Source organism: Citreimonas sp. (assembly GCF_042096055.1).
Taxonomy (GTDB): Bacteria; Pseudomonadota; Alphaproteobacteria; order Rhodobacterales; family Rhodobacteraceae; genus Citreimonas.
Map to the genome: position 1 here is coordinate 167751 of NZ_JBELMH010000001.1, position 26126 is coordinate 193876.

The following is a 26126-nucleotide window of genomic DNA, read 5'->3' on the forward strand; positions in this document are numbered from 1 at the left end:
GCCATGTCCGACCCCGTCACCGGCCTGGTCCTGCTGGGCGTGCTGCTGGCCTTCCTCGCTTCCGGGCTGTGGATCGCGCTCGCGCTGACCGGCGTCGCGGCGGTCGCGCTGTCGTTCTTCTCGAACGCGCCGGTGGGGCTGGTGATGGCGACCACCTTCTGGGGCCATTCGCACAGCTGGTCGCTGGCCGCGCTGCCGCTGTTTATCCTGATGGGCGAGATCCTTCTGCGCTCGCGCCTGTCGTCGGACATGTTCTCGGGGCTCGCGCCGTGGCTGGGCGGTGTGCCCGGGCGGCTGCTGCACGTCAACGTGCTGGGCTGCGCGATCTTCGCCGCCGTCAGCGGGTCCTCGGCCGCCACGGCCGCCACGATCGGCAAGATGTCGATCCCCGAGCTGAAATCCCGCGGCTACCCGGAAAGCCTGATCCTCGGCACGCTGGCGGGCTCGGCCACGCTGGGGCTGCTGATCCCGCCCTCGATCATCCTGATCGTCTACGGTGTGGCGACCGAGCAGTCGATCGCCCGGCTGTTCATCGCCGGGCTCATCCCCGGCGTGCTGGTGATGGCGCTGTTCGGCGGCTACGTGATGCTGCGCGCGGCGATGACGCCGGGCCTGATCCCGCCCTTCGACATCGCGATGAGCCTGCGCGACAAGCTGCGCGCCGCGCGCGGGCTGATCCCGGTGGCGCTGCTGATCGTGGGCGTGATCGGCGCGATCTACACCGGCATCGCGTCGCCCACGGACGCCGCCGCGCTGGGCGTGCTGCTGTCGATCATCCTGGCCGCGACCTCGGGAAGCTTTTCGCGCCGCGACTTCATGGACGCGCTTCTGGCCGCGGCGCGGACGTCGTGCATGATCGCCTTCATCCTGATCGGTGCAGCCTACCTCGCCGTGGCGATGGGCTTTACCGGCATCCCCCGCAACCTGGCCGCCTGGATCGGCGGCATGGAGCTGTCGCCCTACGTGCTGCTGGCGGCGCTGACGCTGTTCTTCATCGTGCTGGGGCTGTTCCTCGACGGGATCTCGGTCGTGGTGCTGACCACGTCGATCATCATGCCGATGGTGACGGCGGTGGGGATCGACCCGATCTGGTTCGGCATCTACCTGGTGCTGGTCGTCGAGATGAGCCAGATCACCCCGCCCGTGGGCTTCAACCTGTTCGTGATCCAGGGGCTGACCGGCATCGACATCCTGCGCATCGCGAAGGCGGCTTTCCCGTTCTTCCTGCTGCTCGTGCTGGCGGTGGCGCTGATCACCGCCTTCCCGGCGCTGGTGACCTGGCTGCCGCAGGCGATGTCCTAGAGAGAGGACGCAGCACGGCTGGCCTGGTCGTACTGCCCGGACAGGGCGCGCAGGGCGGCGGCGATCTCGCGCATCTCGTCGCCGGTCAGGTCCATCCGGCCCAGCGGTTCCAGCAGGCATTGTGCCCGCACCGTGCGATAGGCCTCGCACAGCGCCGCGCCTTCGGGCGAGGTGGCGTAGAACACCTCCTTGCCGCGCTTTTCCGACACCAGCAGCCCGGCCTTCAGCAACTTGCGCAGTGCGTAGTTCACCGTGTGCGTGTCCTCGATGTTCAGCAGGAAGCAGATGTCGGCCAGCCGCTTCTCGCGCCCGCGGTGGTTCACGTTGTGCAGCACCAGGATATCCAGCGGGCTCATGTCGCGCTGCCCGGCGGCGGCCATGCACTTGACCATCCAGCGCGAGAACGCGTTGAAGGCGAGGATCATCCCGAATTCCAGTTCGGACGTCTCCCAGCCGTCCCCCTCGGCGAGGTGGCGGGACGAGACGATGCGGCGTTTGGGGTTGTCGGTCATGCGCACATCGTAAGCGTATTGCCGGGGTTCTGTCGATATCCGCGTGCGCAGGTACCGCGCGGCCGGGCAGGGGCGGGGCGCCGCCGGCATGCGGCGTGGCGTCCCGTCGCGCAATCGGCACTGGCATCGGGGGCGGGTTTCGGCGTATCCCCCGGGCTTGACGGGTGAGAGGAGTCGGCGATGAACGAATTGGTCAACAGCTTCATGACCGGACCCGACGAGAAGGGCCGCTTCGGCATCTTCGGCGGGCGGTTCGTGTCCGAGACGCTGATGCCGCTGATCCTGGAATTGCAGGACCAGTACGATCACGCCAAGACCGACCAGAGCTTCTGGGACGAGATGGACTTTCTCTGGAAGCACTATGTCGGCCGGCCTTCGCCGCTGTATTTCGCCGAGCGGCTGACCGAGCGGCTGGGCGGCGCCAAGGTCTACATGAAGCGCGACGAGCTGAACCACACCGGCGCGCACAAGATCAACAACGTGCTGGGCCAGATCATCCTGGCGCGCCGCATGGGCAAGACGCGCATCATCGCCGAGACCGGCGCCGGCCAACATGGTGTCGCCACCGCGACGGTCTGTGCCAAGTTCGGCCTGAAATGCGTGGTCTACATGGGCGCGCACGACGTCGAGCGCCAGCAGCCCAACGTCTTCCGCATGCGCCTTCTGGGCGCCGAGGTGATCCCCGTCACCTCGGGGCGCGGCACGCTCAAGGACGCCATGAACGACGCGCTGCGCGACTGGGTGACCAACGTGCGCGACACGTTCTACTGCATCGGCACGGTGGCGGGCCCGCACCCGTACCCGGCGATGGTGCGCGACTTCCAGTCGATCATCGGCAAGGAGACGCGCGAGCAGATGCACGAGGCCGAGGGCCGTCTGCCCGACACGATCATTGCCGCGATCGGCGGCGGGTCGAACGCGATGGGCCTGTTCCACCCGTTCCTCGACGACAAGGACGTCAACATCATCGGCGTCGAGGCCGGCGGCAAGGGCGTGAACGACAAGATGGAGCATTGCGCGTCGCTGACGGGCGGGCGTCCGGGCGTGCTGCACGGCAACCGCACCTACCTGCTGCAGGACGAGGACGGTCAGATCCTCGAAGGCTTCTCGATCTCCGCCGGCCTCGACTATCCCGGCATCGGCCCGGAACACGCCTGGCTGCACGAGATCGGGCGCGCCAAGTACGTGTCGATCACCGACGCCGAGGCGCTCGAGGCGTTCCAGCTGTGCTGCGAGACCGAAGGCATCATTCCAGCGCTCGAGCCCAGCCACGCGCTGGCGCACGTGATGAAGATCGCGCCCGAGCTGCCCAATGACCACATCATCTGCATGAACATGTGCGGCCGCGGCGACAAGGACATCTACACGGTGGCCAAGGCGCTGGGCTTCGACATGAGCTGACCCTGCGGGCCGGGCATCACGCCCGGCCGCTTTTTGCGGCAGGGACGCGCCGGTGCCGGCAGGTCATCCTGAAATTCGCCTGTGCAGGAGTTGACGGCGCCGCCAAAGCGGTTTCGTTCACGATTCCGTCCCGTCGCGCTTCGTCGCGGGCAGAAATTCGCCGATGTCGGGCCAGGTCAAAGCCAAAACACCACATGTCGTGGCCGCTTGGCGCCGATTTCGTTAACACGGATCAGTTCGAATAGTCGCGCTGCCTGTGGATAACCCTGTGTGCGGAACTTTCCGCAAGCCGGGTCAGTCTTCCGCGCAGGATTCGAGAACGTCCATCGGCACGATCTCCAGCGCCCGGCGATGCGTCCCTGCCAGCGAGACGCGCGGCGCGCAGCCCTCGGCATGCGCCTGCAGGAACCGCGCGGCGCACAGGCACCACCGGTCGCCGGCCTTCAGGCCCTGAAAGCGGAATTCCGGCCGCGGCGTCGACAGGTCGTTGCCGAGGTATTTCGAGAAGGCCAGGAACTCGTCCGTCATCACCGCGCAGACCGTGTGGCTGCCCTGATCCTCGGCGCAGGTGTTGCAATGGCCGTCGCGGAAGAAGCCCGTCACGGGGCCGCCGGCACCGGAGCAGGGCGAAAGCGCCTCGCCCAGCACGTTGATCTCGGGGTCCTTGCGGATCATGGCTCACTCCCTGTCGTAGGTGCGGGCGATCGTGCGGAACATGCCGATCGCGTCGTCCAGCGCGCCCGGCGCACGGAACTGCCGGTCGGCGCCGTTGACCGCGACCACCACGCCGCTTTGCTGATCGACATAGACGAACTGGCCGTAGACGCCACGCGCCAGGAACTCGCCCGCGCGGGCGTCGGCGGGAATCCACCACTGGTAGCCGTAGCCCATCGCCCCCGGATCGGTCGGCGCCGAGGCGCGGGTGCTTTCGGTCATCCAGTCGGCGGGCACGATGCGCCGCCCGTCGAAGCGCCCGTTCAGGCGCGCCAGCTCGCCCATCCGGGCGTAGTCGCGGGTGGTCAGGTTCAGCCCGCCCAGCACGAAGGCGACGCCGTGCCCGTCGGTGACGTAATGCGGCGCGCCCCAGGCGCCCAGCGGGTCGAGGATGTAGCGCCCCATCAGCGTGGGAATGTCCTCTCCGGTGGCGCCGCGCAGGACCATCGACAGCACGTGCGTGTCGATCGAGACGTATTGCCAGTCATCGCCCGCGGGGCCGGTGCGGTCCTCGCGCGCGGCGGCGAACCGGTCCATCGAGCCGCCCAGGGCCAGCACGCGGCCCATGCGGTTGATGTCGCTGAAGAAGTCGAAGTAATCCTCGTCGAACGCCACGCCCGAGGACATCTGCAGCACGTGGCGGATGCTGACGCCCTCGTAGGCCGAGCCGCGCAGCGCGGGCGCGTACTTGTCGACCGGGTCGTCCAGGCTGGCGATCGCGCCCTGGTTCAGCATCACGCCCACCAGCATCGACAGGTAGGACTTGGCCACCGACCACGACACCCGCTGATCCTCGCGCGTGGTGCCCATGCGGTACCCCTCGGACACGACGGCGCCGTCGTGCAGCACCACGATGCCGGTCACCGCCCGGCGGTCGAGCCATTCCTGCCAGCCCGCGGGCAGCGGCATGGCCGGCCCTTCCTCCAGCGGTTTCGGCGTGCGGGTGACGGGAATTGGCGCGGTGTCGAACAGCCGGTCCATGTGCGAGAAGTTCTGCACGATGCGCCCCTCGTCGAAGAGCGTGGTGACAGCGTGCAGCCGGGCGATCGCGTCGCGCTGCCAGATCGCCACGGCCACCGCGATCAGCAGCGCCGCCCCGACCAGCCGCAGCGCCCAGCGGCGCATCAGCGGAACCGGTCCGCGAGCTTCTGCAAGGCCGTGCGGGTGTCGGGCTCGGGGGCTTTTTCCGTCTTGGCGGGTTCGGGCGCCGGCGCGGGCTTTGCCTCGGACTTCGTCTCGGTCTTCGCGTCCGGCCTGCGATCGCCGGTGCCCGACCGAGGCGGCGAGACGCGCAGCGCCACGGCGTTCAGGAAACGCGGCGCATCGCCGGCCGCAAGGTCCGGCGCCCCGTCGGACAGGCCGCGCAGCAGGTCGTCCAGCCATTCCTCATCGGCCTTGGCGAAGTCGTGCAGCACGTAGTTCGCGACCTGCTCCTTGCGGCCCGGATGGCCGATGCCCAGCCGCACGCGGGCGTAGCTGTCGCCGATATGCCCGTGGATCGAGCGCAGGCCGTTGTGCCCGGCATGCCCGCCGCCCGACTTGACCTTCAGCTTGCCGGGGGCGAGGTCCAGTTCGTCGTGAAAGACGGTCAAATCCTCGGGCTCGAGCTTGTAGAAGCGCACTGCCTCGCCCACCGACTGGCCCGAGCGGTTCATGTAGGTCATCGGTTTCAGCAGCAGCACGCGCTGGCCGCCCAGCCGCCCCTCGGCGATCTCGGCCTGGAATTTGGTCTTCCACGGGGCAAAGCCGTGATCCCCGGCGATGCGGTCCAGCGCCATGAACCCGATGTTGTGCCGGTTGCGCGCATATTGCGCGCCGGGATTGCCGAGACCTGCGAAAATCTGCACGTTGTCCTCCGAAAACCCGCCGCGCGCCGCCGATCCGGGCGGCGACGTGGCGTCCTGTCACACGAGGGGCACCATGTATCTAACCATGAACCGATTCAAGGTCGCGACCGACCGCACCGACGCCTTCGAGGCGCTGTGGAAGTCGCGCGACAGCCACCTCAAGGAGGTGCCCGGTTTCGTGCAGTTCGCGCTGCTCAAGGGGCCTGCCGGCGACGATCACGTGCTTTATGCCTCGCACACGATCTGGCGCGACGAGGCCGCGTTCAGGGACTGGACGAAATCCGAGGCGTTCCGGGCCGCGCATGCGGGGGCGAAATCCTCGGGCGACATGTACCTGGGCGCGCCCGAGCTCGAGGCCTTCGAGGCGGTGCAGGTGCTGTCGTAGTGGCGCGCGCCTTCGATCCCGAACCGGTGCTGGCGATGCCGCTGATGGCGATGCTGGCCACGGTCTCGGACGAGGGCGCGCCGTGCAACGCGCCGGTCTGGTTCCTGTGGGAGGACGGCGCGCTGTGGATGCCGTCGTCGACGGGCGCAAGCTCGGCCCGGCGGCTGGAGCACGAGCCGCGCGCGGCAGTCGAGATCGTGCAGTTCGACAACGCGGGCGGCGTGCTGCTGCACGTCGGCATGCGCGGAGAGGCGGCCTGCGTCGCGATGCAGCCCGACCGCTTCCGGCGCCTGCTGTCGAAGTATCTCGGTCCGGACGAGGCCGCGTGGAACCCGTGGTTCGTCGACACCGTCGCGCGCATCGACGACCCGGACGGCCGGCTGATCCGGCTGGTGCCCGACAGCGTCTTCACCAACAATGTCAGCTTCTTCCGGACGGGCCCCGCGCTGGCCTGGCCCTGAAACGCAAGACGCCCCGCCGGTTGGGGCGGGGCGTCGCGTTCCGGGTCAGCCGAGGGGCTTACTCGTCGGTCTGCTCGGTCGAGGGGACCTCGTCCGCATCGGGCTCTTCGTCCTCGTCCTCGTCGTCCGCCGCGGCCAGGCCGGTCGGGGCCGAGACGTTGCAAATCACGAAGTCGCGGTCGATCGTGGGCTTCGTGCCCTCGGGCAGCGTCACGTCCGAGATCGTCAGCACGTCGCCGATCTTGAGCGCGGACACGTCCACGGTCACTTTCTCGGGGATCTCGCCGGCGGTCACGACCAGCTCGATCTCGGGGCGGATCACGGTCAGCACGCCGCCGCGCTTGATGCCGGGAGCGTTTTCCTCGCCGACGAACTCGACGGGAATGAACAGCGCGATCTTGGTGGTGCGGCGCAGGCGGATGAAGTCCACATGCGTCGGCAGGTCCTTGACCACGTCGCGCTGGACCTCGCGGCAGATCACGCGCACGTCGTCGTGGCCGTCCACCTTCATGTTGAACAGCGTCGCCTTGAAGCGGCCCGCCTTCAGCTTCTTGACCAGCTCGTTGTAGGGCAGGTTGATGGGCAGGGGATCCTTGTCGCCACCGAACACGATGCCCGGGACCATCCCGTCGCGCCGCGCCTGACGAGCGGCGCCCTTGCCTGTCCCCGTCCGTTCAAGGGCAATGAGATCCGGAATCTCGTTCGCCATGATGTTTCTCCATGTAAGGGCAGGGTGCCTCCAAGGCTGTCACCCCGCGTGAAGCGCCCGCATAGGCCGGATGCGCCATCTTGGCAAGGGGGATTCCCGCGCGTCGCGTCGCGGGCCTGGCGGGGCCGATAGACCGGGCCTCATTGCGGGCGCTCCGGCGCGATGTCCCACGATGAGACAGGCATGCGCCCTAGGAAAATCAATGACTTGCAGAGACGTTTTCACGAATCGTTAGGATTTGCACGCCGGTGGCGGCAGGTCGGGGCGCGCGCCCGCAGGGCGCGCGCCCCCCGGGCGACGCGCCGAAGGCGCGGCGCAACCCACCCCGGCAGGGGCTGGCGCGTTGCCTGCAAAATCGCGGCGCGCCCCGGCAGACCACGGCGACGCGCCGGAGGCGCGGCGCAGATCCTCGCCTCAGCCGAAAAGCCGCACGCCGGAACGGTCAGGCCCAGTCGCCCGAGAACCCTTTCGGCACCAGCAGGATGTCGCGGTCCACGTCGGCGATGTCGGTGCGGCCGCACAGGCCCATCGTGGTGTCGAGCTCCTTGTGGATCACCTCGAGCGCGCGGGTCACGCCGGGCTGGCCCATGGCGCCCAGGCCGTAGACCCAGGCGCGGCCGATCCAGGCGCCCTTGGCGCCCATCGCGATGGCCTTCAGCACGTCCTGCCCCGAGCGGATGCCGCTGTCGATGTGCACCTCGATCCGGTCGCCCACCGCGTCGAGGATCGGCTCGAGCGCGCGGATGCTCGACAGCGCGCCGTCGAGCTGCCGGCCGCCGTGGTTCGACACGATGATCGCGTCGGCGCCCACGTTGCACGCCTCCAAAGCATCGCGCGGGTCCATGATGCCCTTGATGATCAGGGGGCCGTCCCACATCTTGCGGAATTGCCGAATGCGGTCCCAGTCCAGCGACTGGTCGAACGCCTCGGCGGTCCAGGTCGACAGCGAGGACGGGTCGGTCACGCCGCTGGCGTGGCCAACGATGTTGCCGAAGAAGCGCCGCTTGGTCTGCAGCATCCCCATGCCCCACTGGGCCTTGGTCATCATGTTGGCCACGCTCTTCGGCGTCAGCTTCGGCGGAGCGGACAGGCCGTTCTTCACGTCGCGGTGGCGCTGGCCCAGCAGCTGCAGGTCGACCGTGATGACGGCAGCCGAGCATTTCGCCTCTTTCGCGCGGTCGAACAGGTTCTGCATGAAGGCGTCGTCCTTCAGCGTGTAGACCTGCATCCAGAACGGCGCCGAGGTGTGCGAGGCCACGTCCTCGATCGAGCAGATGGACATGGTCGACAGGCAGAACGGCACGCCGAAGGCCTCGGCCGCGCGGGCCGCCTTGATCTCGCCGTCGAAGTGCTGCATCCCCGTCAGCCCCACCGGCGCCAGCGCCACGGGCATCGCCACGTCCTGCCCGATCATCCGCGACCGCGTCGACCGCCCGGCCATGTTCATCGCCACCCGCTGGCGGAAGTAGAGCTTGTCGAAGTCCGAGCTGTTCTCGCGGAAGGTCTGCTCGCTCCAGCTGCCGGATTCGCAGTAATCGTAGAACATCTTCGGCACGCGGCGGCGGTAGAGCCGGCGCAGGTCCTCGATCTCGGTGATCACGGGCTGGGCGGAGCGGGGCCAGGGAAAATCGGGCAGGGGCATGGCGATCCTTCTGCGGGCGCGGCGGATTGGTTCGGAAGCGTTACCAATCGCGCGCGGCCGCGTCCATCGCGCGGCATGGACAACGGCGTTTTGCCGCGTTCTTCTGGGCGCGACGGTCACGGCGCCGTCACAGCGACAGGGACAGGGCATGCGCTACTTCGAGGATTTTCCCGCCGGCACGCGGTTCCGCACCGGCACCGAACGGCTGAGCCGCGACGACATCATCGCCTTCGCGCGCGACCACGATCCGCAGCCGTTCCACGTCGACCCCGACGCGGCGGCCACGTCGCCCTTCGGCGGGCTGATCGCGTCGGGCTTCCACACGATGCTGGTGGCCTTCCGCCTCAGCCTGCGCGACGGCGGCTGGGCCGAGGCGTCGATGGGATCGCCCGGCATGGACGAGATCCGCTGGCTGCGCCCGGTTCGTCCCGGCAGCACGCTGCATGTCGAGGGTGAGGTCGTGTCGGCCCGGCCGTCGGGGTCGAAGCCGGACCGCGGCTATGCCGAGATCGCCTACAGCGTGATGGACAAGCAGCACAACGTGGTGATGACCTACCGCGCCACGCATATCCTGCGGCGCCGGCCGAACTGAGCTTGGTCCTGTCCCGGGTCCGCGGCCCGGCTCAGGCCGAATGCGCGCCCTCGGCCAGCGAGGCGACGAAGGCCAGCACCTCGTCCACCGGCTTGCCCTTGGCCATCTCGGCCACGATGGCCGAGCCCACGACGCAGCCGTCGGCGACGCTTGCGATCTCGCGCGCGGTCTCGGGCGTGCGGATGCCGAAGCCGACGATGACCGGCAGGTTGGCCGCCTTCTGGATGCGCGCCACCTCGGGCGCCACGTCGGCGGCCTGGGCCGCGGCCGCGCCGGTGATCCCGGTGATCGAGACGTAGTAGACGAAGCCCGAGGTGTTCATCAGCACCGCCGGCAGGCGCTTGTCGTCGGTGGTGGGCGTGGCGAGGCGGATGAAGTTCAGCCCGGCCGCGCCCGCGGGGATGCACAGCTCGTCGTCTTCCTCGGGGGGCAGGTCGACGATGATCAGCCCGTCGATGCCGGCGGCCTTGGCGTCGTCGAGGAACCGGTCGACCCCGCGCGAGTAGATCGGGTTGTAGTAGCCCATCAGCACGATCGGCGTGGTGTCGTCGTCCTTGCGGAAGGCCGCGACCATGTCGAGCGTCTTCTGCAGGGTCATCCCGCCGGCCAGCGCGCGCTGCCCGGCCTCCTGGATCGTGGGGCCGTCGGCCATGGGATCGGTGAAGGGCAGGCCCAGCTCGATGATGTCGACGCCGGCGGCCGGCAGGCCCTTCATCAGCGCCAGCGACGTCTCGACGTCCGGGTCGCCCGCCATGATGTAGGACACGAAGGCGCGGCGGCCCTGGTCCTTGAGCTTTGCGAACGTGGCGTCGATACGTGTCATGGCTGGTCCCCCGGTTTGCGGTCTCTGTTGCCGCATGAGGCGGGGGAAATCAATGCCGGCCACGGACAGCGGGCCGGGAACGCGAAGGAGACGGGCGATGCGCATTCTTTTCACCGGGGGTAGCGGCAAGGCGGGCCGGTACGTGGCGCCGATGCTGGCCGAGGCCGGCCACCGGGTGCTGAACGCGGACCTCGTGCCGCTGGGCGATCCGCGCGTGGACGACCTGCGGGTCGACCTGACCGACGCGGGCCAGGTCTACGGCGCGCTGCACAGCTACGCGGGCCTCGACGAGCTGACACTGGGCGCCGGGCAGCCGCGCTTCGACGCGGTGGTGCATTTCGCGGCGCTGGCGCGCATCCTGCTGGCGCCGGACGGCGAGACCTACCGCGTCAACACGCTGTCGACCTACAACGTGATCGAGGCGGCGACCCGGCTGGGTATTCCCAAGGTGATCTTCGCCTCGTCCGAGACGACCTACGGCGTGTGCTTCGCCGACGGCGAGCGGCGGCCCGACTACCTGCCGGTGGACGAGGATCATCCCACGGTGCCCGAGGACGCCTACGCCATGTCGAAGGTCGCCAACGAGGCCTGCGCGCAGGGCTTCCAGCGCCGCTCGGGCCTCGACGTCTACGGGCTGCGGATCAACAACGTGATCGAGCCGCACGAATACGCCCGCGACTTTCCCGGCTACGTGGCCGACCCGGAACGCCGGCTGCGCAACATCTTCGGCTATATCGACGTGCGCGACCTGGGCCAGATGGTGCTGCGCTGCCTGCAGACCGACGGGCTGGGCTACGAGGTGTTCAACGTCGCCAACGACGACACGTCGGTCGGCCTTCCGACCGACGAGCTGCTGCGCCGCTTCTATCCCGGGGTGCCGGTGCGCAGCGCGCTGGGGCAGTACGAGACGCTCTACTCGAACGCCAAGTCGCGCAACATGGTCGGCTTCGCCCCCGAGCACGGCTGGCGCGACGACATCGCCGGCGGGCGCTAGCGCCACCAGGCCCGGCGACGGGTCCGCGCGTGGCGGTCTTGCCGCCGCCCCGCGCGCGGCGTAAGCGGCTGTCATGGCGCTCGCTCCGCTCTCCTTTACCGGGCATGTCCGCTCGATCCTGTCGCTGGGTCTGCCGCTGGTCGGCGGGCACCTGGCGCAGTTCGCGATCGGGCTGACCGACACGGTGATGATCGGCTGGTACGGCGTGCCCGAGCTGGCGGCGCTGACGCTGGCGCACTCGTTCCTGTTCACGCTGGTCCTGTTCGGCGCGGGCTTCGGCTGGGCGGTGATGCCGATGGTCGCCACCTTCGCCGCGCGCGGGCAGGAGGTGATGATCCGCCGCGCCACGCGCATGGCGCTGTGGCTGTCGATCCTCTACTTCGTGCTGGTGATGCCGCTGGCGTGGTTCTCGGCGCCGATGCTGCGCGCGCTGGGGCAGACCGACGAGATCGCGCAGATGGCGCAGACCTACCTGCGGATCGCGGGCTGGGGAATGCTGCCGGCGCTGGGCGTCATGGTGCTGAAGAACTACCTCGCCGGGCTCGAGCACACGCGCATCGTGCTGTGGATCACGCTGGCGGCGGCCGTCGCCAACGCGCTGGCGAACTACGCGCTGATCTTCGGCAACTGGGGGGCGCCCGAGATGGGCATCGCGGGGGCGGCCACCGCGTCGGTGCTGTCGCACCTGACGGCGCTGGTCTTCGTGGTGCTCTACGCCGTGCGCAAGCTGCCCGAGCACCAGATCTTCGTCCGGTTCTGGCGCCCGGACGCCGAGATGTTCGCCAGCGTCGCGCGGCTGGGCATCCCGATCGGCATCACCACGCTGGCCGAGGTGATGCTGTTCGCGGGCTCGGCCGTGCTGATGGGCGCGCTGGGGGTGATCCCGCTGGCCGCGCACGGCATCGCGATCCAGGTGGCGACCGCGACGTTCATGGTCCAGATGGGCCTGTCGAACGCCGCCACCGTGCGGGCGGGCACCGCGCTGGGCCACGCGGACGCGGCGCACCTGGCGGCGGGCGCGCGGGCGGTGGTGGCGCTGAGCGTGGCGGCGGTGGCGGCGTCGATGGTGCTGTACTTCGGCATCCCCGAGACGCTGGTGGGCCTGTTCCTCGACCCCGACGAGCCCGACCGCGCCGCGATCATCGAGGCGGGGCGCGTGCTGCTGGTGATGGCGGCGCTGTTCCAGCTGGCGGACGCGCTGCAGGTGATCCATATCGGCCTGCTGCGCGGCCTGCAGGACACGCGCGTGCCGATGCTGATGGCGGCGCTGTCCTATTGGGGGATCGGCATCCCGGCCGCCTGGGCGCTGGGCCTGCCGCTGGGCCTGGGCGGCGTCGGCGTATGGGCGGGCCTCACGCTGGGGCTGGCGGTGGCGGCGGTGCTGCTGGGCTGGCGCTTCTGGTCGCGCGCCGTGCCGGGGCTGACGCGCGCCGCGCCAGGCGATCCGGTGCCCGGCCTCGACGTGCCGCTGCACGACTGAGCGTTCCGGCGGACGGCCCGCTTGCGCGTATCGGCGCGCGGGACTAGACGTGCCGGCCAACAAGCAAAGGGGATGCCGATGGGCTTTCGGATGGGAATCGTGGGGCTGCCGAACGTGGGCAAGTCGACGCTGTTCAACGCGCTGACCAGGACCGCCGCGGCGCAGGCGGCGAACTTTCCCTTCTGCACGATCGAGCCCAACGTGGGCGAGGTCGCGGTGCCGGACGCGCGGCTCGACACGCTGGCGGATCTCGCGAAATCCAAGCAGGTGATCCCGACGCGCATGACCTTCGTGGACATCGCGGGCCTGGTGAAGGGCGCGTCCAAGGGCGAGGGGCTGGGCAACCAGTTCCTGGCCAACATCCGCGAGGTCGACGCCATCGCCCACGTGCTGCGCTGCTTCGAGGACGAGGACGTCACGCACGTGGACGGCCGGGTCGACCCGGTGTCCGACGCCGAGACGATCGAGACCGAGCTGATGGTCGCCGATATCGAGAGCCTCGAGAAGCGGCTGCAGGGAATCGTGCGCAAGGTGCGCGGCGGCGACAAGGACGCGATCCAGCAGGAGCGCCTGATGAAGGACGCGCTGGCAGCCCTGGAACAGGGCCAGCCCGCGCGCACCGTCGCGGTGGATGCCGAGGATGCCAAGGCCTGGCGCATGCTGCAGCTGCTGACCGCCAAGCCGGTGCTGTATGTCTGCAACGTCGACGAGGCCGACGCGGCCGAGGGCAACGCGCTGTCCGAGGCCGTGGGCCGGATGGCCGCCGAGCAGGGCAACAGCCACGTGGTCATCAGCGCCAAGATCGAGGAAGAGATCAGCCAGCTCGACGACGACGAGGCGGCCGAGTTCCTGTCCGAGCTTGGGCTGGCCGAGGCGGGCCTCGACCGGTTGATCAAGGCCGGCTACGAACTGCTTGAATTGCAGACCTATTTCACCGTCGGCCCCAAGGAGGCGCGCGCCTGGACCATCCCGCGCGGCACCAAGGCGCCGCAGGCCGCGGGCGTGATCCACGGCGATTTCGAGCGCGGCTTCATCCGCGCCGAGACCATCGCCTACGACGATTTCGTCTCGCTCGGCGGCGAGCAGGCTGCCAAGGATTCGGGCAAGATGCGCGCCGAGGGCAAGGCCTACACCGTGCAGGACGGCGACGTGCTGCACTTCCTGTTCAACACCTGATCGCGGGCGGGGTCGGGGGCGCTGCCCCCGTCGCGCTGGCGCGCGACTCCCCCGGGATATTTCGGGACCAAAGAAGCGCGGGGCATGTGCGCGTGTCGTGCCGTCCGCTCAGAAGGCGCGGAAGGTGAGCGTGGTCAGCGTACGCTCGATCCCGTCGATGACCAGCAGGTTGTCGTTGATGTACTTGCCGATGTCGGCCTCGTCGGGAATGTACATCTTGAGCAGCAGGTCGTATTCGCCGCTGGTCGAGTAGAGTTCCGAGTGGATCTCGCGCAGGGCGATGTCGCCGGCTACGCGGTAGGCGGTGCCGGGCTTGCAGCGGATCTGGATGAAGACGCAGTTCATGGGGGCCTCGGGCTTTGGGGCGCCCGCTTGCGGGCGTTTGGCGGGACTTGCCCGACATGACCGCAAATCGGCGGCGGTTTCCAGCCCTCGTAGCTGTGTTCTCATTACGCCTGGAAATTGTGCAAACGGCGTGAAAGCGCCCATCGGGTGGGCGCGCCGCGCAGGCGGGCGGCTGTGCGCGGAACGCTTCGGGCCGGCGCGGCTTGTCCCACCGCGCGGCCCCGGTCTCTGATGAACCCCGAGCCGGTGACGCAGGAGAGAGCGCCATTCCCTACGATCGCAGCATGGACGGCGCGGCGGATCTGCACCGGCCGGTGCGGCGCCAGCGTGCGCGCGGCGCTGCGATGCTCGAGGCGCGCGCGGCGGCGGGGCGGACGCGGATCGCCGACCTGTCCATGTCCGGGTGTGCCAAGCTGCTGTTCCCGCGTCCGCGCGGCAATGCGCTGGATGCCGTGCTGCTGAACGCCTCGGGCGGGGTGACGGGCGGCGACCGGCTGTCGCTGGACGTGCATGCGGGGCCGGGCGCCGGGGTCGGCCTGACCACGCAGGCGGCCGAGCGGATCTACCGCGCGCCCGACACCGACGCCCCCGGCCGGGTCGAGACGACGCATGTGCTGGAACCCGGCGCGACGCTGCACTGGCTGCCGCAGGAGACGATCCTGTTCGACGGCGCGGCGCTGGACCGGCGGTTGCGGATCGACATGGCGGGCGACGCGCGCCTCGTCGCGTGCGAGGTGCTGGTCTTCGGCCGCGCGGCGATGGGCGAGCGGGTGCGCGCGCTGCGCCTGCGCGACCGGGTGGACCTGCGCCGCGACGGGCGCCTGGTCTTCGCCGACCGGCTGCGGCTGGAGGGTGACGCGGACGCGGCACTGGCGCGCGCTGGCGTGGCGGACGGCGCGGGGGCGATGGCCTCGGTCACCCTCGCCGCCCCCGGCGCGGGGGCGCGGATCGACGCGCTGCGCGCGCTGCTGCCCGCCACCGGGGGCGCCAGCGCCATCGACCCCGACGTGGTGTTCCTGCGCCTGCTGGGCGCCGACGGATTTGCCTTGCGTGCCGCGCTGATTCCTCTGCTGGAACGTCTGACCGAAACCGATCTTCCCCGACCCTGGATGTTGTGAGCCATGAACCTGACGCCCCGCGAAAAAGACAAGCTGCTGATCTCGATGGCCGCCGAGGTGGCGCGCCGGCGCCTGGCGCGCGGCGTCAAGCTGAACCACCCCGAGGCCGTCGCGTTGATCACGGACGCGGTGGTCGAAGGCGCGCGCGACGGCCGCAGCGTCGCCGAGATGATGCGCCTGGGTGCGCAGGTGGTCACGCGCGACCAATGCATGGAAGGGGTCCCCGAGATGATTCACGACGTTCAGGTCGAGGCGACGTTCCCGGACGGCACCAAGCTGGTGACCGTGCACGAGCCCATCCGATGAGCCGGCTGATCACCTCGGCCGCGCTGTTCGCGGCGCAGGCCCACCAGGGCCAGACCCGAAAGGACGGGGTGTCGCCTTACGTGAACCACGTGCTCGAGGTCGCCGACCTGGTGGCCTGGGCCGAGGCGGGCGAGATCGAGATCGCCGGCGCCCTGCTGCACGACGTGGTCGAGGACAGCGAGACCGGGATCGACGAGATCTCGCGCCGGTTCGGGCCGCGGGTGGCGCAGATCGTCGGCGGGCTGACCGACGACCCCGCCTGGGACGGGCTGCCGCGGGCCGAGAAGAAGGGCAGGCAGGCCGAGCACATGGCGCAGGCGACGCAATCGGTGCGGCTGATCAAGATCGCGGACCAGACCTCGAACCTGCGCGACCTGGTGCGGCTGCCCGAGGGCTGGAACCAGGCCGACGCCGCCGACTACATCGCCGGGGCCGAGCGCGTGGTGGATGCCTGCCGCGGCGCGAGCCCGTTCCTGGAAGTCACGTTCGACACCGCCGCCGCCGAGGCGATGCAGAAGATCGAGGAGTTTCCCGCATGATCCCCGGAGAGGTCCTTCCCGCCGACGGCCACATCACGCTCAACGAGGGGCGCGAGGCCATCACGCTGATGGTCGCCAACACCGGCGACCGCCCCGTGCAGGTCGGCAGCCACTACCATTTCGCCGAGGCGAACCCGGCGCTCGATTTCGACCGCACCGCTGCGCGGGGCATGCGGCTGGACATCGCGTCGGGCAGTGCCGTGCGGTTCGAGCCCGGCCAGCGGCGCGAGGTCACGCTGATCCCGGTGACCGGCGCGCGGCGCATCTACGGTTTCAACCAGGCCGTCATGGGCGACCTGGACCCGGCCTGAGCCGGACCACGCATACGGAGTATACCATGATCGACGTCTACGCCCCCTACCGGCTGTTCAACCAGAACCTGCGCGCGGGGATGATGATCTGGGACGTGCAGACGGTGATGGCCCTGCGCCTGATGGGGCTCGCCGGCGCCTGGACCATGCCGCCCGGAGAGGCCGTGCGCATGGTGACCGAGAAACCGCCCGCCTTCGCCAAGGCCTGGACCGCGTGGCAGACCGCCATGCTGTCGGGCCGCGGCATCGAGGCCGCCGGCAACGCCTTCAACGCGCCGCTGTCGCGCAAGGCGCGCGGCAACCGCCGCCGCCTGACCCGCGTGAAGACGCGGACCGGCCGCACCTGACCCACCGCGGGCGCCCGCGCCCCTGAACCCCGGGCGCCCGCCGCGCCACCCTGACGGAAGGACCGACCATGCCCGCCACGATCTCGCGCGCCGACTACGCCGCCATGTTCGGCCCCACCACCGGCGACCGGGTGCGCCTGGCTGACACCGACCTGGTGATCGAGGTCGAGCGCGACCACACCACCTACGGCGAAGAGGTTAAGTTCGGTGGCGGCAAGGTGATCCGCGACGGCATGGGGCAAAGCCAGGCCACGCGCGCGGACGGGGCCGTCGACACGGTCATCACCAACGCGCTGATCGTCGACTGGACCGGCATCTACAAGGCCGACGTGGGCCTGCGCGACGGGCGCATCCACAAGATCGGCAAGGCCGGAAACCCCGACACGCAGCCGGCGATCGACATCGTCGTCGGCCCGGGGACCGAGGTCATCGCCGCCGAGGGCAAGATCCTGACCGCGGGCGGGATCGACAGCCACATCCACTTCGTCTGCCCCCAGCAGATCGAGGACGCTCTGCATTCGGGCCTGACCACCATGCTGGGCGGCGGCACGGGCCCCGCGACGGGAACCATGGCCACCACGGTCACGCCGGGCTCGTGGCACCTGGGGCGGATGCTGCAGGCGGCGGACGCCTTCCCGATGAACCTGGCCTTCGCGGGCAAGGGCAACGCCTCGTTGCCCGGCGCGCTCGTCGAGCAAGTCAAGGCGGGGGCCTGCGCGCTGAAGCTGCACGAGGATTGGGGCACCACGCCCGGCGCCATCGATTGCTGCCTTTCGGTGGCCGACGACTGGGATGTGCAGGTGATGATCCACACGGATACGCTCAACGAATCCGGCTTCGTCGAGAACACGGTGAAGGCGATGAAGGGCCGGACGATCCACGCCTTCCACACCGAGGGTGCGGGCGGCGGACATGCCCCTGATATCATAAAGATATGCGGCGAAGCTCATGTGCTGCCTTCATCGACGAACCCGACCCGGCCGTTCACCGCGAACACGCTGGAAGAGCATTTCGACATGCTCATGGTGTGCCACCACCTCGACAAGTCGATCCCCGAGGACGTGGCCTTCGCCGAGAGCCGCATCCGGCGCGAGACCATCGCCGCCGAGGACATCCTGCACGACATGGGCGCGTTCTCGATCATCGCCTCCGACAGCCAGGCCATGGGCCGCGTGGGCGAGGTGCTGATCCGCACCTGGCAGACCGCCGACAAGATGAAGAAGCAGCGCGGGCGGCTGCCGGGCGAGACCGGGCAGAACGACAACCTGCGCGTGCGCCGCTACATCGCGAAATACACGATCAACCCGGCGATCGCGCACGGCTTCAGCCACGAGACCGGCAGCCTCGAGGAAGGCAAGCGCGCCGATTTGTGCCTGTGGGACCCGGCCTTCTTCGGCGTGAAGCCGCAGCTGGTGCTGATCGGCGGCACCATCGTCTGCGCGCAGATGGGCGATCCCAACGCCTCGATCCCGACTCCGCAGCCGGTCTATTCGCGGCCCATGTTCGGCGCCTATGGGCGCAGTGTCGAACGCTCGGCCGTGACCTTCGTGTCGGCCGCGGCGCAGGAGGAGGGCATCCGTGACACGCTGGGCCTGGCCAAGGACACGCTGGCCGTGCGCGACATCCGCGGCGTGACCAAGCGGGACCTGAAGCTCAACGACGCGCTGCCCAGGGTCGAGGTCGACCCCGAGACCTACGAGGTGCGCGCCGACGGCGAGCTGCTGACCTGCGAGCCTGCCGAGACGCTGCCGATGGCGCAGCGCTACTTCCTGTTCTGAGGGTATCATGCTGATCGCGCACATTTATCACCCGCACGCCCACGGCACGCCCACAGACCGGCTGGTGCTGGGCTACGAGGACCGGTTCCTGCGCCGCAAGGTGGTCACGCTGGCCTCGGGCGCGGGCCTGCTGGTGGATCTCGCGCAGACGACTTCGCTGGATCACGGCGGGGTGCTGGTCACCACCGAGGGCGACGAGATCGCCGTCGAGGCGGCGGCCGAGGCGCTGCTGGCGGTGCGGGGCCCGGATCTGGCGCGGCTGGCCTGGCATGTCGGCAACCGGCACACGCCCTGCGCGATCGAGCCGCAACGTCTGCTGATCCGGCCCGACCACGTGATGCGCGCCATGCTCGAACAGCTGGGCGCCGAGGTGACCGAGGTGACAGAGCCGTTCACGCCGGAGGGCGGCGCCTACGGGCACGGCCGCACGCACGGCCACGATCACTCGCACGTCCATGCCCATGCCGAGACGCACGGCGAGGCGCATGCGCATGCCCACGCGGCGGCGGTGGATCACGCGCATGAGCACTGACGCGCATCTGGTGCTGCACCAGCTGTTCTCGCCCGCCTTCCCGGTGGGGGCCTTCGCGTGGTCCCACGGGCTCGAGACCGCGGTGCAGGAGGGGCGCATAACCGACGCCGCGGGCGCCGAGGCCTGGCTGCGCGACGCGCTGGAGCATGGCGCGGGTTGGTCCGACGCGGTGCTCTGCGCGCAGGCGGCGGGCGGCGGCGACCTGGGCGAGCTGTCGGACCTTGCGCGTGCGCTGGCGCCGTCGCGCGAGCGTGCGGCCGAGACGCTGGAGCAGGGCGCGGCCTTCGCCGCCACCGTGCGCGCGGTGTTCGGCGCCCCGGTGCCCGACGCGGCCTACCCGGTGGCGGTAGGCGCCGCGCTCGACGCGCTGGACCTGCCGGTCGAGCACGGGCTGCGGCTGTTCCTGCAGGCCTTCGCGGCCAATCTCTGCGCCGCCTGCGTACGGCTTGTCCCGTTGGGCCAGACCGACGGGCAGCGCATCACCCGCGCGCTGCAGCCGCTCTGCGCGACGCTCGCCGCGCGGGCGCTGGCGGCGGATATCGATGACATCGGCGGCTTCGCGCCTGCGCTCGACATCGCGAGCCAGCGGCACGAGGCACTCTATTCCCGCATCTTCAGATCGTGACGGAGGCAGACATGCGATCCCCCAACGGACCCCTGCGCGTGGGCATCGGCGGCCCGGTGGGCGCCGGCAAGACCACGCTGACGGCGGCGCTTTGCACCGCGCTGCGCGACCGGCTGAGCATGGCGGTGGTGACCAACGATATCTACACGCGCGAGGACGCCGAGGCGCTGATGCGCCGGCAGGTGCTGCCGCTGGACCGCATCCGCGGCGTCGAGACCGGCGGCTGCCCGCATACCGCGATCCGCGAGGATGCCTCGATCAACCTCGCGGCCATCGCGCAGCTGAACGCGGATTTCCCCGACCTCGACCTGGTGCTGATCGAAAGCGGCGGCGACAACCTGTCGGCGACGTTCTCGCCGGAACTGGCGGACGTGACGATCTACGTGATCGACACCGCGGCCGGAGAGGATATCCCCCGCAAGGGCGGGCCGGCGATCACGCGGTCGGACATCCTGGTGGTGAACAAGACCGACCTCGCGCCGCATGTGGGCGCGTCGCTGGACGTGATGCGGCGCGATGCGGACCAGATGCGGCCCGACCGGCCGACGGTCTTCGCCGCGCTGCGCCACGGTGACGGCGTCGCGCCGGTGGTGGATCTGCTGACCCGCATCGGCGGGCTCGAGGTGGTCGCGGCTGCCGAGTGAGCTAGCCCAGGTGACGCCGCAGCAGGGCGGCGCGGTGGGCGAAGACCGTCTCGGAATCGAACCCCTCGCCGCAGGCGCGGGCGGCCGCCATCGCACCGGCCAGCGCAGTGCGGTCGGTGTCGAACGCCGCCAGCGCGCCTGCCATCGCGGCGGCGTCGCCCGCGTCGAAGAACCGGCCCGCGGCCGGGGCGCGGGACACGAGGTCGCGCGCAAAGGCGCCGTCATGGCCCAAGAGCGGCGTGCCCGAGACCAGAGCCTCGATCAGGCATCGGGGGCTTTCGGGCGTGCGGTGGCAGAACAGGAAGACATGCGCGTCGCGCAAGGCGCGCAGCACCGCGGCACGATCGGCGACGAAGCCGGGCAGGGCGACCGCATCCGACAGGCCCGCGCGCGCCAGCGCCGCCTGCATGGCCCGCCGCTCCGACCCGTCGCCGAGCCACGTGGCGTGGAAGGCGACGCCCCGGTCCTTCAGCGCGGCGAGCGTGGCGACCCAGTCGGTAGAACCCTTCATCGCCTCGATCCGGCCGGCATAGACGATGCGCAGCGGGCCGGTGCGCGCCTCGGCCTGCTTGGCGGCCAGCGCGTCCGCGCCGATCCGGTCGGACTTCTCGATCATGATGTCGTGCACCAGCTCGGCCACGCGGGCGAGAGGCGCGTAGGCCTGGTAGGTCTCGGCCCCGTGGAACAGGCCCAGCGTGGCGCGCGGGATCACGGCGCGTTCCAGCGCCGCCATGGGGCGCCAGTAGAGCCGCTTGCGCAGCCGCGCGCGCCATGTCCCGTCGCGCGTGCCGCGGCGCGTGACCTCGGATTCGACGCGGTCTGTCCAGATGGCGAAGCGACGGCCCTGCGCGCGCGCCTCGAACGCGGCGACGGCGCCCCAGTCGCCGAAGAGGCCGCCGATCGCGAAGCAGGGATAGTCGCAGGCGGCGATGAGCCGGCCGATCCGCGCGCGCGTCGGGCGGTAGACGCGCAGGAACTGGTCGGGCCGCCACGCGGTCGGCAGCGCGTGCAGCGTGAGGTTGGCGGGCAGGGAGGCGGCGCGCAGGTCGGTCCAGCCGGCGGGCGGCGGCATCCGGGCCACGGGCATCATCACGTCGGCATGCGCGAAATTCTCGGCCCAGCGGCGCAGGCCGACCAGGGCCTGATCCTCGACGAAGCGGCGACCGTCGTGGTCGAACAGCGAGACCGGCGCATAGACCAGCACCCGCCCTGTCGGTTTCGTCATCCCTGTCCCCGGTCCGCGGCACCCTGCCGTGGCGGACGCTAATCCGGCCGCCCGCGCGGGGCAACGGCGTAAAAAAGACCGCGCCGACGATGCGGCGCGGTCTGGGCAGGTCCGGGCGTGCGGCGGTCGGGCCGCCGTCATGCCGGGAGTTCAGGCCACCTTGCGGATGGGCTTCTTGTCTGCGCGGCCCATGAAGGTGTCGTGCAGCACCTTCACGGTCTTTTCGAAATCGTCGCGGCTGATGACGAACTGCGCGTCGACCGTGCGCGTCGTCTGGTGGGCCGAGATCACGTCGATCGTCGCCTCGCGGAGCGCACCGAGGCCGCGTTCCAGCACGTGAAGGCCGCGCAGGTCGCGCCCGATCACCGAGGCGATCGCCGTTGCGCGCACGTTGATCTCGGCGTTGGGATAGCGCTTGCCCAGGTCCTTCTCGAACTCGCGCACGCGCGACAGGGGCGCATCGACGTAGTGCGTGATCGTGTTGGCGTTGGTGACCTTCGACACGATGCGGATGTTGTGCCGCTTGAGCAGGTCCAGCGTCGCGGCGTCGTAGCCCTTCACGCCGACCATGTCCTGCTCGAAGAGCTCGACCGCGTAGGTTTCTAGACCGGTGACCATCTCGGCCACGCCCTGTTCGGCGGGGGCCTCGTCGATCAGCGTGCCGGGATCCTCGGGCTCGAACGCGTTGGTCACGCGCAGGGCGACCTCGGCCTGGCGCAGGGCCTTGGCGGCGGTCGGGTGGATCGCCTCCATGCCCATGTTGGCCAGCTGGTCGGCCACGTCGTAGTTGGTGTGGCCCAGCTTGCGCACGTTCTCGGCGCCGACCAGCTTGGGATCGGCCGAGGATAGGTGGAATTCCTTGTGGATGATCGCTTCGCGCGCGCCGGTCAGCGCCGCGATCTGGCTGAACGTGACCTCGGAATAGCCGCGGTCGAATTCAGCCATCAGCCCTTCGGAGCATTGCGCGTAGCCGGTGACGATCGGCATCTCCTTGGAGAAGTCAACGTCGGCGAGGCCGTCGAGGATGCGCTCTTCCAGCGTCATCTCGCGGTCGTCGCGCCAGCCCGAGAGGTCGATCAGCCGTGCGTCGACGTTGTGGCGGCGCAGCAGGGCGGTGGTGACGAAGGCGGAATGCGCCTCGCCCAGGCCCGACAGCAGTTCACGCGTCTTGCCCATGTGCTCGGACAGGCGGAAATGGCCGTAGGAGCACAGGCGCTGCAGGTCGATCAGGCACGAGCGCGCGCCCTCGATCCGCTCGCGCAGGAAATCGCGGGCCTCGGCGCGGTCGGCCGGGTGGTCCAGCACTGCCTCCTGCGCCTCGCGCATGGCGGCCTCGACGCGGGACAGCGCGCCATGCCAGCCGTGATCCTCGGTCTCGTCGGCGAAATGGGCGTAGACGCCGGCCTCGCCGGTCTTCTTGTGCTCCAGCAGCAGGTCGGTGATGCCACCGAAGGCGGAGACCACGAAGATGCGGTTGTAGTCGGGGTTGTCGACGCGGAAGAGCGGCTGCAGCAGCTCGGTCACGCGGGACATGGACGTGCCGCCGATCTTCTCGACAGTGTGCGAATGGGCGGACTTCTGGGCAGTCATGGAATTACTCCTGGGATGTGCTTGAGGGGGCGGGCGGGGGCGCGATGCCCCCGGCCTCTCAGCTCACCTCGTCGGGCGCGGCGTAGGAGCCGTCTTCGCGGTGCACTTCGGTGCCGGTGACCGGCGGGTTGAAGCAGCACGCCATCCACAGCTCTTCCTCGGCGCGCAGGGTGTGCTTGTCGTGCTCGTTGAGCGCGTACATGACCCCCGGCTTGATCTCGTGCGTCTCGCCGGTCTTGAGGTCGGTGATCGACCCCTTGCCCTGCATGCAGTAGACGCTTTCGAAGTGGTTCTTGTAGTGGAACGTGTGCTCCGAGCCGGCCTCGAGGACGGTGATGTGGAAGCTGAAACCCATCCCGTCGTTGGCCAGCAGCATGCGCACGCTGGTCCACTTGGCGTCGGCGACCACGCGGTCGCGCTCGTTCTTCGTGATCTGGTCGAAATCCCGGACGATCATTACCTGTTACTCCGCTGCCATCTTGTTCTTGGACATCACTTCGCGCGTCGCCTCGAGCAGGATGCCCAGGCCCTCGCGCAGAAGCGCGCTCGACGTGGTCAGCGGTGCCAGCACCTTGACCACCTCGTCGTGGGCGCCGGAGGTCTCGATAATCAGACCCTTCTCGAAGCAGCGCGCGCAGATGTCGCCGGCCAGCTCGCCGCCACCCACGTCGACGCCCTGCATCAGGCCGCGGCCCTTGAGGCTCGCGCCCTCGATCTCGTCCGCGACGGCCTGCAGGCCGCTGGTCAGCTGGACCGACTTCTCGGTCAGTTCCTTCTGGAACGCGTCGTCCTTCCAGAACTTCTCGATGGCGACGCGCGCCGTGACGAAGGCGTGCGTGTTGCCGCGGAAGGTGCCGTTGTGCTCGGCCGGTTTCCAGATGTCGTGCTCGGGCTTGAGCAGCAGCGCCGCGAAGGGCAGGCCCATGCCGCTGAACGACTTCGCCAGCGGGATCATGTCCGGCTCGATGCCCATCTCCTCGAACGAGAAGAAGGTGCCGGTGCGGCCGCAGCCGGCCTGGATGTCGTCGACGATCAGCATCGCGCCGTGTTCCTTGGCCAGGCGCGCGACGCCCTGCATGAATTCCTTGGACGCGGCGTTCAGGCCACCTTCGCCCTGCACGGGCTCGATGATGAACGCGGCCGGGGCATCGACGCCCGAGGACGGATTGCCCAGCATCTGCTCGATCAGCGACAGGCTGTCGAAGTCCGCGCCGAAGGCGCCCTCGAAAGGCATGTGCGTGGTGCCGCACAGGGGCGCGCCCGCGCCCGCGCGTTTGCCGGCGTTACCGGTGCAGGACAGCGCGCCCATGGTCATGCCGTGGAAGCCGTTGGTGAAGGCCACGATGTTGCGGCGGCCGGTGATCTTGCGCGCCAGCTTCATCGCCGCCTCGACGGCGTTGGTGCCGGTCGGGCCGGTCATCATGACCTTGTAGTCCATGTTCCGCGGCTTGAGGATGATGTCCTCGAACGCGGCCAGGAAAGCCTGCTTGGTCTCGGTGTGCATGTCGAGACCGTGGGTGATGCCGTCGGCCTGGATGTGCTCGATCAGCGCGGCCTGCATGTCGGGGTCGTTGTGGCCGTAGTTCAGCGACGAGCAGCCCGCCAGGAAGTCGATGTAGCGGTTGCCGTCGGTGTCCCACATCTCGGACCCCTTGGCGCGGTTGAAGCTGGTGGGGAAGCTGCGGCAGTAGCTGCGCGCTTCGGACTCACGTCGTGTGTAGATGCTCAGATCTTTGGGCATGATATGACCTTTCTCGGAATTGCGGGGGTGGCGATCAGGCGGCGCTTGAAATCGCGGCCGGCAGCGTGATCGTCACCATGTGTTCGGTGTCGTGCGCACCCTGGAAGTGGGTGTCGCGGGTGAAGTGCGCCTCGGAGTCGAGGAAACCGTCGTGCGAGCGCGCGAACTTCTTGAACAGACCCCAGGACGCGCCGTTGTCGGCGGTGATGGTGGTCCGCAGGCGGCGCACGTTCTTGCATTCGTCCCGCTCGAGCAGGGCGTTCAGCATGCGCTGGCCCAGCCCGCAGCCGCGCGCCTTCTCGGACACGGCGACCTGCCAGACGAAGACGGTGCTGTCGTCGTTGGGAAGCACGTAGCCGGAGACCCAGCCGACGATCTCGCGGTTCATCTCGGCCACGACGCAGGTGTCCCGGAAATGATCCGACTGCAGCAGGTTGCAGTACATCGAGTTCTCGTCGAGCGGCTTGCACTCCTTGATCAGCTCCCACACTTCGGCACCGTCCTCGCGGACGGGCTTGCGGAACGTGATCTGGCCTTCGGTGTCGACGCTGTGAAGCTTGCTCACGGGGTCACCTCGCTGTTTTGCTTTGCATGGCTAAGTATATACTTCGCCGCGGATACTTCAAGGTACTAAGCAATTTTCTTCCCCGAAAGTTCCATCGTGCCGATTTTCCTTTGAATACAGGGAATAACCGCCTATATCTAGTGTCTCATATACAAAAAAATAACGTAAGCCTAAGTGAAGCCAATGAATGATCTAGCCAGAAAGCCAAAGGACCAGGCGTCTTGTGAAGGCCCGCGCGGCCGGCTTAATGTCGGCTGGCCACAACTGGATCAGCCCATGGACCGCACCGACGACAGCCTCGTCGCCATCAGACGCATCCTGCGCGCGACCGAGCTTTACGGCCGTCGGCTGGCGCGCGATGCCGGCCTGACCGCCGTGCAGCTGCGCGTGCTGCAGATCGTGTGCGAGAAGGGGCACGCCAC

Annotated in this window: 30 protein-coding genes and 1 pseudogene; 18 read left to right on the forward strand and 13 right to left on the reverse strand. The window is 69.3% G+C overall.

What is annotated here, in order from left to right:
• Window positions 1–3 precede the first annotated feature (3 nt).
• The gene (locus ACFDTC_RS00780; protein ID WP_375256948.1) at window positions 4–1302 is read left to right on the forward strand and encodes a TRAP transporter large permease; all 1299 of its coding nucleotides are present in this window, start codon (window positions 4–6) and stop codon (window positions 1300–1302) included.
• Here the strand turns inward: ACFDTC_RS00780 and ACFDTC_RS00785 are convergent.
• A complete protein-coding gene (locus tag ACFDTC_RS00785) occupies window positions 1299–1814 on the reverse strand; it encodes a winged helix DNA-binding protein (RefSeq protein ID WP_375256949.1) in 516 nt (171 codons plus the stop codon). The two genes, ACFDTC_RS00780 and ACFDTC_RS00785, sit on opposite strands and share 4 nt — an antisense overlap.
• Before the next feature lie 180 nt (window positions 1815–1994).
• On the opposite strand from ACFDTC_RS00785, the gene trpB reads away from it, so the two are divergent.
• Window positions 1995–3215: a tryptophan synthase subunit beta gene (gene trpB / locus ACFDTC_RS00790; RefSeq protein WP_375256950.1), complete on the forward strand. Its 1221-nt coding sequence runs from the start codon at window positions 1995–1997 to the stop codon at window positions 3213–3215.
• A gap of 294 nt (window positions 3216–3509) precedes the next feature.
• On the opposite strand, the gene ACFDTC_RS00795 is transcribed toward trpB, so the two are convergent.
• From ACFDTC_RS00795 to pth, 3 genes are read right to left on the reverse strand one after another with little or no spacing between them, the layout of a single operon-like run.
• Window positions 3510–3890 (reverse strand): DUF2237 family protein, encoded by a 381-nt coding sequence (locus ACFDTC_RS00795; protein WP_375256951.1) that lies wholly within the window; start codon window positions 3888–3890, stop codon window positions 3510–3512.
• A gap of 3 nt (window positions 3891–3893) precedes the next feature.
• Entirely contained in the window at window positions 3894–5054 is a 1161-nt protein-coding gene (locus tag ACFDTC_RS00800) for a serine hydrolase domain-containing protein (RefSeq protein ID WP_375256952.1), read from the reverse strand.
• A complete protein-coding gene (gene pth, locus ACFDTC_RS00805) occupies window positions 5054–5776 on the reverse strand; it encodes an aminoacyl-tRNA hydrolase (RefSeq protein WP_375256953.1) in 723 nt (240 codons plus the stop codon). The genes ACFDTC_RS00800 and pth overlap by 1 nt, the downstream gene beginning before the upstream one ends.
• A 73-nt stretch (window positions 5777–5849) precedes the next feature.
• On the opposite strand from pth, the gene ACFDTC_RS00810 reads away from it, so the two are divergent.
• Window positions 5850–6161, forward strand: coding sequence for an antibiotic biosynthesis monooxygenase family protein (locus ACFDTC_RS00810; RefSeq protein WP_375256954.1), 312 nt, complete (start codon window positions 5850–5852; stop codon window positions 6159–6161).
• Window positions 6161–6622, forward strand: a complete 462-nt coding sequence (locus tag ACFDTC_RS00815; RefSeq protein WP_375256955.1) for a pyridoxamine 5'-phosphate oxidase family protein — start codon at window positions 6161–6163, stop codon at window positions 6620–6622. Before ACFDTC_RS00810 ends, ACFDTC_RS00815 begins: the two co-directional genes overlap by 1 nt.
• A 58-nt stretch (window positions 6623–6680) precedes the next feature.
• Here ACFDTC_RS00815 and ACFDTC_RS00820 read toward each other — a convergent pair whose 3' ends face one another.
• Window positions 6681–7331 carry a 50S ribosomal protein L25/general stress protein Ctc gene (locus ACFDTC_RS00820; RefSeq protein WP_375256956.1) on the reverse strand — a complete coding sequence of 217 codons (651 nt, stop codon included), beginning with the start codon at window positions 7329–7331 and terminating at the stop codon, window positions 6681–6683.
• 442 nt (window positions 7332–7773) lie between these two features.
• On the reverse strand, window positions 7774–8973 hold the full coding sequence (locus tag ACFDTC_RS00825) for an L-lactate dehydrogenase (protein WP_375256957.1): 1200 nt from the start codon (window positions 8971–8973) through the stop codon (window positions 7774–7776).
• A gap of 148 nt (window positions 8974–9121) precedes the next feature.
• Here ACFDTC_RS00825 and ACFDTC_RS00830 point away from each other — a divergent pair, with 148 nt between their 5' ends.
• Entirely contained in the window at window positions 9122–9565 is a 444-nt protein-coding gene (locus ACFDTC_RS00830; RefSeq protein WP_375256958.1) for a MaoC family dehydratase, read from the forward strand.
• 31 nt (window positions 9566–9596) lie between these two features.
• Here ACFDTC_RS00830 and trpA read toward each other — a convergent pair whose 3' ends face one another.
• A complete protein-coding gene (trpA, locus tag ACFDTC_RS00835) occupies window positions 9597–10388 on the reverse strand; it encodes a tryptophan synthase subunit alpha (protein WP_375256959.1) in 792 nt (263 codons plus the stop codon).
• Window positions 10389–10485: 97 nt separating this feature from the next.
• Between trpA and ACFDTC_RS00840 the strand changes: the two genes are divergently transcribed.
• The 3 genes from ACFDTC_RS00840 to ychF all read left to right on the forward strand — a co-directional run bounded on the left by ACFDTC_RS00840 (window position 10486) and on the right by ychF (window position 14038).
• On the forward strand, window positions 10486–11382 hold the full coding sequence (locus ACFDTC_RS00840) for an NAD-dependent epimerase/dehydratase family protein (RefSeq protein WP_375256960.1): 897 nt from the start codon (window positions 10486–10488) through the stop codon (window positions 11380–11382).
• 73 nt (window positions 11383–11455) lie between these two features.
• On the forward strand, window positions 11456–12862 hold the full coding sequence (locus tag ACFDTC_RS00845) for an MATE family efflux transporter (RefSeq protein WP_375256961.1): 1407 nt from the start codon (window positions 11456–11458) through the stop codon (window positions 12860–12862).
• Between the two features lie 78 nt (window positions 12863–12940).
• The gene (ychF, locus tag ACFDTC_RS00850; RefSeq protein ID WP_375256962.1) at window positions 12941–14038 is read left to right on the forward strand and encodes a redox-regulated ATPase YchF; all 1098 of its coding nucleotides are present in this window, start codon (window positions 12941–12943) and stop codon (window positions 14036–14038) included.
• A 108-nt stretch (window positions 14039–14146) separates the two neighbouring features.
• On the opposite strand, the gene ACFDTC_RS00855 is transcribed toward ychF, so the two are convergent.
• Window positions 14147–14383, reverse strand: a complete 237-nt coding sequence (locus ACFDTC_RS00855) for an Lrp/AsnC ligand binding domain-containing protein (protein ID WP_375256963.1) — start codon at window positions 14381–14383, stop codon at window positions 14147–14149.
• Between the two features lie 284 nt (window positions 14384–14667).
• Here ACFDTC_RS00855 and ACFDTC_RS00860 point away from each other — a divergent pair, with 284 nt between their 5' ends.
• The 9 genes from ACFDTC_RS00860 (at window position 14668) to ureG (ending at window position 20583) form a co-directional block, all read left to right on the forward strand.
• Window positions 14668–15501, forward strand: coding sequence for an urease accessory protein UreD (locus ACFDTC_RS00860; protein WP_375256964.1), 834 nt, complete (start codon window positions 14668–14670; stop codon window positions 15499–15501).
• Between the two features lie 3 nt (window positions 15502–15504).
• Entirely contained in the window at window positions 15505–15807 is a 303-nt protein-coding gene (locus ACFDTC_RS00865; protein ID WP_375256965.1) for an urease subunit gamma, read from the forward strand.
• On the forward strand, window positions 15804–16346 hold the full coding sequence (locus ACFDTC_RS00870; protein WP_375256966.1) for an HD domain-containing protein: 543 nt from the start codon (window positions 15804–15806) through the stop codon (window positions 16344–16346). The genes ACFDTC_RS00865 and ACFDTC_RS00870 overlap by 4 nt, the downstream gene beginning before the upstream one ends.
• The gene (locus ACFDTC_RS00875; protein ID WP_375256967.1) at window positions 16343–16657 is read left to right on the forward strand and encodes an urease subunit beta; all 315 of its coding nucleotides are present in this window, start codon (window positions 16343–16345) and stop codon (window positions 16655–16657) included. The genes ACFDTC_RS00870 and ACFDTC_RS00875 overlap by 4 nt, the downstream gene beginning before the upstream one ends.
• A gap of 26 nt (window positions 16658–16683) precedes the next feature.
• Window positions 16684–17004: an antifreeze protein gene (locus ACFDTC_RS00880; RefSeq protein WP_375256968.1), complete on the forward strand. Its 321-nt coding sequence runs from the start codon at window positions 16684–16686 to the stop codon at window positions 17002–17004.
• Window positions 17005–17072: 68 nt separating this feature from the next.
• Window positions 17073–18782, forward strand: a complete 1710-nt coding sequence (ureC, locus tag ACFDTC_RS00885; RefSeq protein WP_375256969.1) for an urease subunit alpha — start codon at window positions 17073–17075, stop codon at window positions 18780–18782.
• Window positions 18783–18789: 7 nt separating this feature from the next.
• Window positions 18790–19314, forward strand: coding sequence for an urease accessory protein UreE (locus ACFDTC_RS00890; RefSeq protein WP_375256970.1), 525 nt, complete (start codon window positions 18790–18792; stop codon window positions 19312–19314).
• Window positions 19304–19939, forward strand: coding sequence for an urease accessory protein UreF (locus tag ACFDTC_RS00895; protein ID WP_375256971.1), 636 nt, complete (start codon window positions 19304–19306; stop codon window positions 19937–19939). The genes ACFDTC_RS00890 and ACFDTC_RS00895 overlap by 11 nt, the downstream gene beginning before the upstream one ends.
• Before the next feature lie 11 nt (window positions 19940–19950).
• Window positions 19951–20583, forward strand: a complete 633-nt coding sequence (ureG, locus tag ACFDTC_RS00900) for an urease accessory protein UreG (RefSeq protein ID WP_375256972.1) — start codon at window positions 19951–19953, stop codon at window positions 20581–20583.
• 1 nt (window position 20584) lies between these two features.
• Here ureG and ACFDTC_RS00905 read toward each other — a convergent pair whose 3' ends face one another.
• From ACFDTC_RS00905 to ectA, 5 genes are all read right to left on the reverse strand, one after another.
• Window positions 20585–21808, reverse strand: a complete 1224-nt coding sequence (locus tag ACFDTC_RS00905) for a glycosyltransferase (RefSeq protein ID WP_375256973.1) — start codon at window positions 21806–21808, stop codon at window positions 20585–20587.
• A 150-nt stretch (window positions 21809–21958) separates the two neighbouring features.
• A complete protein-coding gene (locus ACFDTC_RS00910) occupies window positions 21959–23398 on the reverse strand; it encodes an aspartate kinase (protein ID WP_375256974.1) in 1440 nt (479 codons plus the stop codon).
• Window positions 23399–23456: 58 nt separating this feature from the next.
• A complete protein-coding gene (locus ACFDTC_RS00915; RefSeq protein ID WP_375256975.1) occupies window positions 23457–23855 on the reverse strand; it encodes an ectoine synthase in 399 nt (132 codons plus the stop codon).
• Between the two features lie 6 nt (window positions 23856–23861).
• The gene (gene ectB / locus ACFDTC_RS00920) at window positions 23862–25139 is read right to left on the reverse strand and encodes a diaminobutyrate--2-oxoglutarate transaminase (protein WP_375256976.1); all 1278 of its coding nucleotides are present in this window, start codon (window positions 25137–25139) and stop codon (window positions 23862–23864) included.
• 34 nt (window positions 25140–25173) lie between these two features.
• A complete protein-coding gene (ectA, locus tag ACFDTC_RS00925; RefSeq protein ID WP_375256977.1) occupies window positions 25174–25704 on the reverse strand; it encodes a diaminobutyrate acetyltransferase in 531 nt (176 codons plus the stop codon).
• 276 nt (window positions 25705–25980) lie between these two features.
• Here ectA and ACFDTC_RS00930 point away from each other — a divergent pair.
• Window positions 25981–26126 (forward strand): annotated as a pseudogene (locus ACFDTC_RS00930) (MarR family transcriptional regulator); the annotation flags it as partial.